This window comes from Sphingomonas immobilis, from assembly GCF_030580995.1.
Classification (GTDB): domain Bacteria; phylum Pseudomonadota; class Alphaproteobacteria; order Sphingomonadales; family Sphingomonadaceae; genus Sphingomonas; species Sphingomonas immobilis.
In genome coordinates, this window is record NZ_JAUQSZ010000020.1 from 1 (window position 1) to 12934 (window position 12934).

General features: G+C 69.2%; 13 protein-coding genes. 10 read left to right on the forward strand and 3 right to left on the reverse strand.

From position 1 onward, the window contains the following. The coding region (gene ruvA, locus Q5H94_RS20320; protein WP_304563090.1) for a Holliday junction branch migration protein RuvA at nucleotides 1-378 on the forward strand (378 nt) is incomplete at its 5' end. Between the two features lie 39 nt (nucleotides 379-417). Here the strand turns inward: ruvA and Q5H94_RS20325 are convergent. Beyond that, a complete protein-coding gene (locus tag Q5H94_RS20325) occupies nucleotides 418-762 on the reverse strand; it encodes a UrcA family protein (RefSeq protein WP_304563091.1) in 345 nt (114 codons plus the stop codon). A gap of 249 nt (nucleotides 763-1011) precedes the next feature. Here Q5H94_RS20325 and Q5H94_RS20330 point away from each other — a divergent pair, with 249 nt between their 5' ends. The 8 genes from Q5H94_RS20330 to ftsH all read left to right on the forward strand — a co-directional run bounded on the left by Q5H94_RS20330 (nucleotide 1012) and on the right by ftsH (nucleotide 10133). Then, nucleotides 1012-1266, forward strand: a complete 255-nt coding sequence (locus tag Q5H94_RS20330) for a type II toxin-antitoxin system ParD family antitoxin (protein ID WP_431312201.1) — start codon at nucleotides 1012-1014, stop codon at nucleotides 1264-1266. Continuing rightward, on the forward strand, nucleotides 1259-1561 hold the full coding sequence (locus Q5H94_RS20335) for a type II toxin-antitoxin system RelE/ParE family toxin (protein WP_304563093.1): 303 nt from the start codon (nucleotides 1259-1261) through the stop codon (nucleotides 1559-1561). Before Q5H94_RS20330 ends, Q5H94_RS20335 begins: the two co-directional genes overlap by 8 nt. Continuing rightward, nucleotides 1558-2583 carry a Holliday junction branch migration DNA helicase RuvB gene (gene ruvB / locus Q5H94_RS20340; RefSeq protein WP_304563094.1) on the forward strand — a complete coding sequence of 342 codons (1026 nt, stop codon included), beginning with the start codon at nucleotides 1558-1560 and terminating at the stop codon, nucleotides 2581-2583. Before Q5H94_RS20335 ends, ruvB begins: the two co-directional genes overlap by 4 nt. Before the next feature lie 164 nt (nucleotides 2584-2747). Beyond that, nucleotides 2748-5018 carry a phosphoenolpyruvate--protein phosphotransferase gene (ptsP, locus tag Q5H94_RS20345; RefSeq protein ID WP_304563102.1) on the forward strand — a complete coding sequence of 757 codons (2271 nt, stop codon included), beginning with the start codon at nucleotides 2748-2750 and terminating at the stop codon, nucleotides 5016-5018. 111 nt (nucleotides 5019-5129) lie between these two features. Then, complete coding sequence (locus tag Q5H94_RS20350; protein WP_304563095.1) at nucleotides 5130-6092, forward strand: helix-turn-helix domain-containing protein; 963 nt, start codon at nucleotides 5130-5132, stop codon at nucleotides 6090-6092. A gap of 67 nt (nucleotides 6093-6159) precedes the next feature. Beyond that, on the forward strand, nucleotides 6160-7140 hold the full coding sequence (locus Q5H94_RS20355) for a tetratricopeptide repeat protein (RefSeq protein ID WP_304563096.1): 981 nt from the start codon (nucleotides 6160-6162) through the stop codon (nucleotides 7138-7140). Continuing rightward, nucleotides 7118-8083, forward strand: coding sequence for a tRNA lysidine(34) synthetase TilS (gene tilS / locus Q5H94_RS20360; protein ID WP_304563097.1), 966 nt, complete (start codon nucleotides 7118-7120; stop codon nucleotides 8081-8083). The genes Q5H94_RS20355 and tilS overlap by 23 nt, the downstream gene beginning before the upstream one ends. 79 nt (nucleotides 8084-8162) lie before the next feature. Next, entirely contained in the window at nucleotides 8163-10133 is a 1971-nt protein-coding gene (gene ftsH / locus Q5H94_RS20365; RefSeq protein ID WP_304563098.1) for an ATP-dependent zinc metalloprotease FtsH, read from the forward strand. Between the two features lie 158 nt (nucleotides 10134-10291). On the opposite strand, the gene Q5H94_RS20370 is transcribed toward ftsH, so the two are convergent. Continuing rightward, entirely contained in the window at nucleotides 10292-10867 is a 576-nt protein-coding gene (locus Q5H94_RS20370) for a helix-turn-helix domain-containing protein (RefSeq protein WP_304563099.1), read from the reverse strand. A gap of 178 nt (nucleotides 10868-11045) precedes the next feature. Between Q5H94_RS20370 and Q5H94_RS20375 the strand changes: the two genes are divergently transcribed. Beyond that, nucleotides 11046-11507 (forward strand): DUF6456 domain-containing protein, encoded by a 462-nt coding sequence (locus Q5H94_RS20375; protein ID WP_304563100.1) that lies wholly within the window; start codon nucleotides 11046-11048, stop codon nucleotides 11505-11507. A 44-nt stretch (nucleotides 11508-11551) separates the two neighbouring features. Here the strand turns inward: Q5H94_RS20375 and Q5H94_RS20380 are convergent. Beyond that, nucleotides 11552-12934: DUF2339 domain-containing protein (locus tag Q5H94_RS20380; protein ID WP_304563101.1), on the reverse strand; the 1383-nt coding region annotated here is incomplete at its 5' end.

A 12934-nucleotide genomic window follows, 5' to 3' on the forward strand; every position in this document is an offset into this window, starting at 1 on the left:
CTGTTGACCGGCGTGCAGGGTGTCGGCGCGCGCGTCGCGCTGGCGATCCTCTCGGCGCTGGAGCCGGGCGACCTCAGCCGCGCCATCGCCAGCCAGGACAAGGCGATGGTCGCGCGCGCCAACGGCGTCGGCCCGAAGCTCGCCGAGCGCATCGTGCGCGAATTGAAGGACAAGGTCGGCGGGATCGCGATCGGCGGCGGCGCATCACCCGTCGCTGCGCCCGTGGGCGCGGGGGCCGATGCGGTCTCGGCGCTGCTCAATCTCGGCTTCCGCCCCGCGGAGGCATCGAGCGCGGTCGCGGCGGCGGAGGAGGAACTGGGCGCAGGCGCCAGCCTCGACGCGCTTGTGCGGCTCGCCTTGCGCAAGGCGGCGAAATAGGGCGCCTGACCGGGCGCGAACCCGGTCAGGCGGTAAAGGTCAGCGCATCCCGCCGCCGGTCGCCGCGCCCCAGCGCGCCTCGAGCTTGTTCATCGCCTGGGAATAGCTTTCGCGGAAGCAGTCGGACTTGCGCACGGCGATGCGAAAGTCGCGCAGCGAACGGTCGTTCGATCCGCACGCTTCCTCGGCCGCCATCGCGATCCGGCTCTTCAGCACGGCGCGCTGGTTGTCGGTCACCGGCTGCTGCACGTTGGGCACGCGCACTGCGGTGATGACGTCGATCGGGTCGGCGAAAGCGGGTGCCGCGACGGCAAACGCGCCGAACGCCGCGCATGCGAACAGGGCGGTACGGCCGATCGCCGCCGCCTTGGGCTGGTTGGTCATGGTCAGTCTCCTGCACGCCGCTTGTTATCGCCAGGCCGGGGGGAAGGCGGCGGGGAGGCCGGGACCGGCTCCTCGTCCTCATGGTCGTCCGTCGGCCCGCGACGCGAAGGTCCGCAGGCGATCCATGAGACTGGTCGCCCGCGCCTTTACGCCTGCGGACGGGGGGCAGCCAGAAAATTCGATTCTGCACCGCAGTGGCTGCAGGTGCGAGATGCTGGACTTGAAAGCACAAAGGACTATGTTCCCGCTATGGCCTCATCCCTATCCATCTCCATGCCAGATGCGCTGAGCGAATGGGTCGCCGCGCGCGTGGCGGAAGGCCGCTACGCCGACGCGGCGGAGTATGTGCGCGATCTCGTCCGCCGCGATCAGGAAGCGGCGGAGGATGACACGCGCTGGGTGCGGGCGATGATCGAGGAAGGTCTGGCCTCGGGTTTCCTCGACGAGGAGCCGGAAGACATATTGGCTGCAATCATCGCCGAAGATCCTGATCTCCGTGCGTAAGCTGCGACTGTCGGCCGTCGCCAGTGCCGACCTTCGAGACATCCGCCAGCACAGCAAGACCATCTTCGGCGCTAAGGTCGCGCTCGACTATATGAATGGCTTTCGGAGCGTGTTCGGCTTGTTGCGCGAGCGCCCATTGGCGGGAACCGTAGAGGAAGGGCTTGGACAGGAAGTTCGCAAGTTCAGCTATCGATCGCACGCAGTATACTATCGTTTTGAAGATGATGTCATCGACGTGATCCGTATCCTGCACCACGCCCAGAATGCGCGCGCGCAAATCGGCGCACGGCAATGACCGATACCGACCGCCTCCTCACCCCCGCCCGCACGCCCGAGGACGTCGACGCGGCGCTGCGCCCGAAATCGCTCGACGATTTCGTCGGGCAGCAGGCGGCGCGCGACAATCTGCGCGTGTTCATCGCGGCGGCCAAGGCGCGCGGCGATGCGCTCGATCACGTGCTGTTCTTCGGGCCGCCGGGGCTCGGCAAGACGACGCTCGCGCAGATCATCGCGCGCGAAATGGGGGTGGGCTTCCGCGCCACGTCGGGGCCGGTCATCGCCAAGTCGGGCGATCTCGCCGCGCTGCTCACCAATCTGGAGGATGGCGACGTCCTTTTCATCGATGAGATCCACCGCCTGCAGCCCGCCGTCGAGGAGGTGCTCTATCCGGCGATGGAGGATCGCGCGCTCGATCTGATGATCGGCGAGGGCCCCTCGGCGCGATCGGTGCGGATCGACCTGCCGCGCTTCACCCTCGTCGGCGCGACGACGCGGCAGGGGCTGCTCACCACCCCCTTGCGCGACCGTTTCGGCATCCCGGTGCGCCTCACCTTCTACACCGTCGCCGAACTCACCAGCGTGGTGACGCGCGCCGCGTCGCTGCTGGGCCTCGGCATCACCGCGGACGGCGCGGGCGAGGTCGCGCGCCGTTCGCGCGGCACGCCGCGCATTGCCGGGCGGCTGCTGCGCCGCGTGCGCGATTTCGCCCATGCCGCCGGGCACGATACGGTCGACGCGAAGGCGGCGGACGGCGCGCTCAACCGGCTCGAGGTCGACAAGCTCGGCCTCGACGCGATGGACCGCCGCTATCTGACGATGATCGCCGACATCTATCGCGGCGGGCCCGTCGGCGTGGAGACGCTCGCGGCTGGCCTCAGCGAACCGCGCGACACGATCGAAGAGGTGATCGAACCCTATCTCATCCAGCTCGGCCTCGTCGCCCGCACCGCGCGCGGGCGCTGCCTCAACGCCGGCGGCTGGAAACATCTCGGGCTGAACCCCCCGGCGGGGTCGCAAGACGGGCTGTTCGATAGCTGAAATTCCCAAACCGTTCGTGCTGAGCGAAGTCGAAGCACGTGTTCCAGGGGCCTTCGCCAGCGGCACGTCCTTCGACTTCGCTCAGCACGAACGGTAGACATTTTAATCCGATGTTGCGCCGCACGATGGACCGGCGGCATCCCCTTCTGATAGCGCCCGAATCGATGCTCACCGCCGCCGCCTCCGCCCGTGAAATCCTGGTGCGCCTGCACGACGTGATGGCGTCGCGAAATCCCGCGCAGGCAAAGCTCAATTCGGTGGTCGGCATCGTCGGCGAGGCGCTGTCGAGCGAGGTCTGCTCGATCTACCTGCTGCGCGACGGCGAGCTCGAACTGTTCGCCACACGCGGCCTCGCGCAGGAGGCGGTGCATGTCACCAAGATGGCGCTGGGCGAGGGGCTGGTCGGCACGATCGCGCGCGATGTCGAGACGTTGAACCTCGACGAGGCCGCCGCGCATCCCGATTTCGCCTACAAGCCCGAAACCGGCGAGGACAAGTTCCACAGCTTCGCGGGCGTGCCGATCATCCGGCGCGAGCGCGCGGTCGGGGTGCTGTGCGTCCAGCATGCCGATCCGCACCGTTATGACGACGTTCAGATCGAAGCGCTTCAAACGGTGGCGATGGTCCTGTCCGAACTCATCGCCAATGCCGATCTGATCGACGGCGCCGGCGGCGGCACCACGCGCGTGCAGCCGACCGCGCCCGTCCGCATCCCCGGCCTCAAGCTGGTCGAGGGCATGGCGAGCGGCTTCGCCGTATTCCACCAGCCGCGCATCACCGTTGAACATACCGTCGCCGAGGATTCGGAAGCCGAGCGTCACCGCGTCTACGCCGCCTTCGACAAGATGCGCGAACAGATCGACCGCATCGCGCGCGAGGCCGAATTCGGTGTCGGCGGCGAGCATGAGGAGGTTCTCCAGACCTACAAGATGTTCGCCTATGACGAGGGCTGGGCGCGGCGCATCAACGAGGCGATCGACAGCGGCCTGACGGCGGAGGCGGCGATCGAGCGCGTCCAGCAGCGCACCCGCATGCGCATGCGCCAGATCGACGATCCCCTGCTCGCCGACCGGATGCACGATCTCGAGGATCTCTCGAACCGCTTGCTGCGCATCGTCTCGGGCCAGCTCGGCACCGCCGCGCAGATGGGCCTGCGGCAGGACACGATCCTGATCGCGCGCAATCTCGGCCCCGCCGAGCTGCTCGAATACGATCGCCGCCGTCTGAAAGGCGTCGTGCTCGAGGAAGGCTCGCTGACCGCGCACGTCACCATCGTCGCGCGGGCAATGGGCGTGCCGGTGCTCGGCCGCGTCAAGAACGTGTGGCGGCAGATCGGCGAAGGCGACCTGCTGCTCGTCGATGTGACTGCCGGCCATGTCTTCGCGCGCCCGACACCCGCCATCGAGGAAGCGTTCGAGGCGCAGGCGCAGCTCCGCCAGAAGCGCCGCGCCGCCTTCGCCTCGCTCAAGAACGAATTGCCGGTGACGAAGGACGGCCACCGCGTGACGGTGATGGTCAATGCCGGCCTGCGCGACGACGTGGCGGCGCTCGATCTCACCGGCGCGGACGGCATCGGCCTGTTCCGCACCGAATTTCAGTTCCTCGTCTCCTCGACGCTGCCCGCGCGCGACCGGCAGCAGCGGCTCTACCGCGACGTGCTCGATGCGGCGGGCGAGCGGCCCGTCATCTTCCGCACGGTCGATATCGGCGGCGACAAGGCGCTGCCCTATCTCAGCAAGGAGGATGCCGAGGAGGAGAACCCGGCGATGGGCTGGCGCGCGCTCAGGCTTGCGCTCGGGCGGCCCGGCCTGATGAAGGTGCAGGCGCGCGCGCTGCTGGAGGCGGGCGCGGGCAGGACGCTCAACGTCATGTTCCCGATGGTGTCCGAACCATGGGAGTTCGACGAGGCGCGCGCCCTGTTCGAGGCGCAGCGCGAATGGCTCGTCTCGCGTGGCAAGAAACAGCCCACCGCGATCCGCTACGGCGCGATGCTGGAAGTGCCGGCGCTGGCCGAACAGCTCGACCTGCTGCTGCCCCGGCTCGATTTCCTGTCGATCGGCACCAACGATCTCACCCAGTTCCTGTTCGCCGCCGATCGCGCCAACCCCAAGCTCGCCGAGCGTTACGACTGGTTGAGCGTCTCGATCCTGCGCTTCCTGCGCCGTCTCGTCGCGCCGACGCGGGAGGCGGGCGTGCAGCTCGCGGTGTGCGGCGAGATGGGCGGGCGCCCGCTGGAGGCGCTGGCGCTGATCGGGCTCGGCATCGACCGGCTGTCGATCACGCCCGCCGCGGTCGGGCCGATCAAGGCGATGGTGCGTTCGCTCGATCATGCCGCGTTGGTGGCGAAGATGCGCGATCTGCTCGACGCCCCGCCGCGCGACATGCGCGGCGCGCTCACCGAATGGGCGACGGCGCAGGGGGTCGAACTGGCGTAACCGCGAACCGTTCCGGCGCACGCAAACGTTGCGCTCGCGGTTCCGGCGGTGCAAAGCCTCGGTGTGCGCGGGGGAAGCGGGGGCGCAACCACCCCCTCGCCGGAGAAGACGATGACTGACGGAATTCCGCCCGAGGAAGCGACGCTGTTCCCGCGCACGCCGGGCGAACGGTTGCGCGAGGCGCGGGAATCGCAGGGGCTTTCGCTCGACGAGATCGCTGCGCGCACGCGCGTCCCGGTCCGCCAGCTCGAGGCGATCGAGCAGGGCAATTACACCACGCTGCCTTCGATCACCTATTCGGTGGGTTTCGCGCGCGCCTATGCCCGCGCGGTCGGCATCGACGAGGTGCAGATCGCCAACGAGGTCCGCGCGCAGAACACGCAGGCGAGCGTGCGCCGCACCGAATATGAATCCTATTCGGCCGAGGAAGTGACGCGCGTCCCGCCGAACCGCGTCGTCATCATCGGCGTGATCGTGGCGCTCGCGCTCGTGATCCTGTCGGGCCTCTGGTACGGCACCACGTGGTTCCGTGGCGACGAAGCGCCTGCGCCTGCCGCCACCGAAACCGCCGCGCAGGACAGCGTGCCGGTCGCCCCGCCGACAACAGCCGTCCCGGCCGCCGGCCAGGTCACGCTCACCGCCAATGACGAGGTGTGGATCCGCGTCTACGATGCGACCGGCACCAAACTGTTCCAGAACATCATGAAGCCGGGCGACAAGTTCGACGTGCCGGCCAATGCCAACGGGCCGATGATCAATGTCGGGCGGCCCGACAAGCTGACCGTGACGGTCAACGGCACCGTCGTGCCGCCGCTGGGATCGGGCAAGGTCGCGATCAAGGACGTGAAGATCGACGCCGCCTCGCTCGCCGCGCGCGCGGCACCTGCGCCTGCCGCGACGGCGAGCCCGACGCCGCTGTCGACCGCGACACCGGCTGCCCGCCCGACGCCGCGCGCGGAACCGACGCGCCGTGCCGAGACACCGCCGCCCTCCAACGCCGCGCAGCCGCTCAACATTGCCGCCCCCGCGCCGCCCGCATCGCAGCCCGCGCCCGCCGCGACCCCGCTTCCGTAAATCTTGACGACAGGTACGCGGACGTAGGTATATCGTTTCGGGCGGGACAGGATTGGGGGAGCGGATGATGCGTATGCAGCGGGTATCGTGGGTGGTGATGGCGGTGGCGCTGTGTGGCGCTGCACCGGCCTTCGCCCAGACGGGGGTCGAGGGCCGCGTCAGCCGTCTCGAAAGCGAGATGCGCGCAGTACAGCGCAAGGTTTTCCCCGGCAGCGGTGGCGCGCCCTATGTCGAGCCGCAGATCCAGCCGCAGCAGACGACCGGCCCCGACGGCCTGCCCGCCAGCAGCCCGGTCGCCGATCTCTCCACGCGCGTGAACACACTCGAAACCCGGCTGAGCAGCCTCACCGGCCAGATCGAGACGACCGAGCACCGCGTGCAGGTGCTGGAGAGCGATTTCGCCGCCTACAAGCGCGCGACCGACGCCCGCCTCGCCGCGCTCGAAGGCGGGAGCCGCCAGCAGACCACGCCGCCTGACGGCGATCTCGCGCCGCCGCCCACCCGTCCGCGCGACACGGCGCCCGCGCCCAAGCCCGCGCCGTCGAAGATCACGCCGCCCGCCAAGCCGGGCAGCAAGCCCGACGCCGTGCAGCCGCCGACCACCGACCCCACGCGCCAGAAGAAGATCGCCGCCGTCGATCATCCGCAGACCGACGATCCGGCCGAGGACGCCTATATCTACGGCTACCGGCTGTGGCAGGCGAAGCTCTACCCGGAAGCCGAAGCGCAGTTCAAAACCGTCACCACCACCTATCCCAAGCACAAGCGCGCCAGCTTCGCGCAGAACCTGCTCGGCCGCTCCTATCTGGACGACAAGAAGCCGTCGCTCGCAAGCCTCGCCTTCTACGACAATTACAAGAAATGGCCCGATGGCGAGCGCGCCCCGGAGAGCCTCTATTATCTCGCGCAGGCGCTTGGCGAACTCGGCAAGCCCGCCGCCGACATCTGCAAGGTCTATCGCGAGCTGAGCGACGTCTATGGCGCCAAGATCAGCGACGCGATGAAGGCCGATATCGCCAAGGGCCGTGCCGCGTCGAAATGCGCCTGATGCCGCGGCGGTCGCGCGGTTCCGGGGCGATCTCGAAGCGCTGACGGGCCCGCTCGGCGCGCGGCGGCTGGCGCTCGCCGTATCGGGCGGTGCCGACAGCATGGCGATGCTCGCGCTCGCCGCCGCCGCATATCCGGGACAAATAGCGTCGGCGACGGTCGATCACGGCCTGCGCCTCGAGAGCCCGATCGAGGCGCTGATGGTCGCGCAATATTGCGATCGCATCGGCGTGCCGCACGCGACGCTCGCGATTTCCGAAGCCCGTCCCGCCACCGGCAACCTCCACGCCTGGGCACGCGAACGGCGCTACGCGCTGCTGCGCGACTGGGCGGTCGCGCAAGGCTGCGCCTTTCTGCTCACCGCGCACCATGCCGACGATCAGGCCGAAACCTTCCTGATGCGCGCCGCGCGCGGGAGCGGGATCGCCGGGCTCGCCGGCATCCGCGCTATGGTGGACGGCGATCCGCCGGTCGCCCGCCCCTTGCTTGGCTGGCGTGCCGCCATTCTGCGGGCGGTGGCGTTGCGTGCGGACGTGCCGTTCGTCGACGATCCGAGCAATATCGACGAACGATACGAACGGGCCCGCGTACGCGCCATGCTCGATACGCTAGAATGGTTGGACGGTGGCCGTATCGCCGCTGCGGCTTCGCACGTCGCCGAGGCGGATGCGGCGCTGAATCAGATCGCCGATGCCGCGTGGCTCCGGCGATCGGAAGATGCTGCGGAGGTCGCGTTCAATGTCGAGGCGCTGCCGCGCGAAATCCGCCGCCGCCTCGCCCGCCTGGCGATTCGTACACTCCAGCCGGACGGCGGCAGCGACAATATCGAGGCGCTGCTCGATTCGCTGCAAGCGGGCAAAACCGCCACTCACGGCGACGTAATCGCCTCCGCGAAGGGCGAAATCTGGCGTTTCGCCCCGGCCCCGCCGCGCCGATCACACTGATTGGCTCAACTCGGGATTCTGTTCCATTGCCATTAACCTCCGGGTGCCTATCTTGGAGGCCTCGAAAGGTACGAACTCGATGAACGACAACGACAAGCGCCAGAGCCCCGAAAATGGGGGCGGCAACCCGTGGATGAAGAGCCTGCTGATCTGGGTCGGCATCCTCGTCGCGCTGGCGCTGTTCGTGATGCTGCTCGACAATCGTTCGCCCACCACGGGCACCGCGCCGATCGCCTATTCGACCTTCCTCGACAAGGTCGAGGCCGGCGGCATCAAGGAGGTCAACGTCGCGGGTGAGGTCATCACCGGCACGCAGGTCGATGGCACGAAGTTCCGCACCTATTCCATGCCCGGCGACAACAAGCTGACCGAAACGCTGCGCAAGAATTCGGTCGTCATCAACGCCAAGCCCGATGAAGGCGCGCCCTTCTGGCAGATCATGCTGATCAATTCGCTGCCGTTCCTGCTGTTCCTCGGCATCGCCTATTTCGTGCTGCGCCAGATGCAGAAGGGCTCCGGCTCGGGCGCGATGGGCTTCGGCAAGAGCCGCGCGAAGCTGCTTACGCAGCGCGAGGGCAAGGTGACCTTCGACGACGTCGCCGGCATCGACGAGGCGCGCGAGGAGCTGCAGGAAATCGTCGAGTTCCTGCGCGATCCCACCAAATTCGCACGCCTCGGCGGCAAGATCCCCAAGGGCGCACTGCTGGTCGGCTCGCCCGGCACCGGCAAGACGTTGCTGGCCCGCGCCATCGCGGGTGAGGCCGGCGTGCCGTTCTTCACCATCTCCGGCTCGGACTTCGTCGAGATGTTCGTCGGCGTCGGCGCGAGCCGCGTGCGCGATATGTTCGAGCAGGCCAAGAAATCCGCGCCGTGCATCGTGTTCATCGACGAGATCGACGCCGTCGGCCGTCACCGCGGCGCGGGCCTCGGCAACGGCAATGACGAGCGCGAGCAGACGCTCAACCAGCTTCTCGTCGAGATGGACGGTTTCGAGGCGAACGAAGGCATCATCATCATCGCGGCAACCAACCGCCCCGACGTGCTCGATCCCGCCTTGCTGCGTCCGGGCCGCTTCGATCGTCAGGTCGTCGTGCCGCGCCCGGATATCGATGGCCGCGTGAAGATCCTCCAGGTCCATATGAAGAAGCTGCCGCTGGCGCTTGACGTCGATGCGCGCACCATCGCGCGCGGCACGCCGGGCTTCTCGGGCGCGGACCTCGCCAACCTCGCCAACGAAGCGGCGCTGCTGGCCGCCCGCAAGGGCAAGCGGCTGGTCGCGATGGCCGAGTTCGAAGAGGCCAAGGATAAGGTCATGATGGGTGCCGAGCGGCGCAGCATGGTGATGACCGACGACGAAAAGCGCATGACCGCCTACCATGAGGCCGGCCACGCCATCGTCTCGATCCACGAATCCGCGTCGGATCCGATCCACAAGGCGACGATCATCCCGCGCGGCCGTGCGCTCGGCATGGTGATGCGCCTGCCGGAACGCGACAGCTATTCGTACCACCGCGACAAGATGTACGCGAACCTCGCCGTGTCGATGGGCGGCCGCGTCGCCGAGGAACTGATCTTCGGTTACGACAAGGTCTCGTCGGGCGCGTCCTCGGACATCCAGTACGCAACCGGTCTCGCCCGCGACATGGTCACCAAATGGGGCATGTCGGACAAGGTCGGCCCGGTCGAATATGCCCAGCCCGAAGGCGAGAGCTTCCTCGGCTATTCGTCGAGCCAGCCGGTGCGCATGTCGAACCAGACCGCGCAGCTGATCGACGACGAGATCAAGGGCATCGTCCAGGGTGGTCTCGACCGTGCCAAGCACCTGCTCAGCGAGCATATCGACCAGCTCCACCGCCTCGCCGGCGCGCTGCTCGAGTATGAGACGCTGTCGGGCGACGAGATCAAGAAGCTGATCGCCGACGGCGATATCGGCCGCATCGAAGGCGGCCCGGCCTCCGCGCCGGTCCCCGCCAGCGGCACCTCAATCCCCAAGACCCGCCGCCCGCAGGGTCCGGGACCGTTCAGCAACCCGACGCCGCAGGGCGCGTAACGCCTTAATTCCTTCCCCGGCGAAGCCGGGGGAGGGGGACCGCCCGGCGCAGCCGGGTGGTGGAGGGGGCGCCTCCGCGAGCATGCCGCCTGTGGCTCACCCCTCCACCACCGACCTTCGGCCGGCGGTCCCCCTCCCCGAGCACGCTCGGGGAGGATTTACAGCCCCCGGATCAGCCGCACGGCCTTCGCGATCCACGGCGGGCCGCTCACCACCTGTTGCCGCGCCCCCGTCTCGAACGGCAGGATCTGCAGCATCGCGCCATCCGTCGCGGCCTGATATCCGATCAGTCGCCCGAACACGAAGCGCCCCGCCGGGCGCGGCACCAGCACGTCGCGGTTGAGCGCGCTGCCGAACGCCTCGGGCGCCAGCCGTTCGCACCAGATTTCGTCGCCGCTGTGATAATTGCCGACACCCGCCGCCACCGTCACCGCGACCAGTTCCGGCGTCACCTGTGGCGGGACGAGCGTCGCCGCGCGTTTCGGGGCATGCGCGCCGCTCCCGTCGAGCACTGCCGCCACGCTCACGTCGGCGCGGTCGGGCAGTTGCACCAGGTCCGCCGCCGCCACGCCGAGGGCGGCCGCGATGCGGTTGAGCCAGCCGACCGATACGGTGCGCGTGCCCGTCTCCAGCCGGCCGATCGTCTGTGCCGTGGTCGGCGGCACGCAGGCGCGCGCGACATCGTCGAGCGTCATGCCCTTGGCGCGGCGGACCTCGCGGATGGCGGTAATCATCGAGCCCACTCCTAACCAGATCGGTTTCTTCGCTGTCCTACACTGCGGCGGTTATGGCAACGTCTTTTGTGAGGCGGCACCACCCCGCCTCCCATATCGGCATAGCGTTGATGGGAGGCGGGGGGGCAACGGGCTGGTGCCGCGGCCTCGGCGTGAGCCGATCAAAAAGGGAGATCTCATGCGCCAACTGGCGGAACGCACGCTCGACGAACACGGCATACAGCGCGCAGCCGCCAAGCGCGGGCGCAGCGTGCGCGTCAATCTCGCCGAATCGCCGCTCGGCTGGCTCGCCGCGCGCGGCCTCATCGACGCGCGCCAGTCGGAGGCGGGCGAGCGGCTCCGCGCCGATTACGAACGCGCCGCCATCGCGCCGAATATCACCATGCGCTGGAGCCCGCGCGTCGATGGCGGCGGGCCGGGCGGCCTCGATCCCACCGGCGCGCAGATCGCTGCGAAGCGCCGCTTCGATGCCGCCATCGCCGCGCTCGGGCGCGGGCTCGGCGATGTCGCGTGGCGCGTGATCTGCGCGGGCGAGGGGCTGCCGGTCGCGGAGAAGGCGCTCGGCTGGCCCGCGCGCGCCGGCCGCGTGGTGCTCACGCTGGCGCTCGACCGGCTGGCGGATCACTATCGCCTGCCATAGGTCAAAAATGGAAACAATCGGGGGTTACAGTTTCGATTCAGGTGTCAATCTGTCAAGCTGGGTGTAACGCTGGGCGTCTCCGCCACCACCAGCCGCCGGTACGCCCAGCCGATCCCGATCAGCGCGAAGCCGAGCCCCATGAACGACAGAATGCGCAGGATCCCGCCCAAGGCCGCGGCGTCGATCAGGAACACCTTCAGCGTCACCGCCGTCAGCAGCGCCAGCCCCGCGACGCGCACATCGCTCAGCTTGGCGCGTATCCCCGCCGCCAGCCAGCCGATCGCCAGCGCCAGCATCGTCGCCGAATACAGCCAGTTCTCGGTGCGATCCATGCCGCCGGTCAGGGTGCTGCCGTGCGTCGCCTGCCGCACGCTGACCGTCACCGTCACGAAGGTCGCGGCGAGCAGCAGCATCCGCCCGCGCTGGTATCCGCGCCATCGCCACAGCCACGCCGCCGCCAGCGCCGCGTCGAGCGTCGCGAGATTGAACAGCGGCACCGGCCCCACGCTCTGCGCGACCAGCACCGGGTTCAGCACCAGCAGATCGAACCACACGAACCGCGCGATCCCCAGCACCGCCAGCGCCCGCGCGACGTTCCGCTGCCGCCCCGCCACCAGCCACGCCGCGCCGAGCAGCGCATGCGTGATCGCGACGCGCTCGAGGACACCGAAGTCCACGAAGCGCGGCAGGCTCGCAATCGCCAGCGGCTGCTTGGCGAGCGCATAGGCGGTGACGAGGCCCACCGCCGCCACGCCGTATATCGCCCGGCTCCGCCACACGCCGGGCGGCGGGCGTCGCCAGAACAGGGCGGCGGCGATCAGCACGGCGGGCAATGTCAGCTCGCGCAGGATCGTCGCCAGCGGCGGCAGCAGCAGGAAGGGCAGCCGGTCGCCGAGGATCGATCCGCCGATCGTCGCCAGCACCCCGGCGATAGGCCGCCACGCGAACGCCAGCGTCACGAGGCCCCCGGCGATGGCCGCGCCCGGCAGCGGGAGCCGCGCCGCGATCACGATCGCCGCCGCCGCGCCGAGCCCGGCGACGTGCCACGGGGCAGGCAGCACCGCCGGCACCACCGACAGCGCGAGCGCGAACGCCACCCAGCCGGTCACGCGCCGGTTGGCCGCGCCCGTCAGCAGCCACGCCGTCGCGGCCAGCGCGAGCGCGGGCAGCACGCCCAGGGCGAGCAGGTCGGCGATCCCGGGCATCGGCGCCGCGGTGACGATGCTCTCGGCATATCCCCGCGTCCGCTCGATCCCGACCGCGACGGCGCAGATCGTCACCGCGAGCGGCGCGAGCGCGAGGCCGTCGAGCCCCGCATCGCGCATCCGCCGCGACCATGCCGCCAGCGCGACGCCGATCGCCAGCCACGCGGGCCAGCGCCACGGCTCGGGCACGACCTGCGCCATCGCCAGCCCGGCGAGCAACGC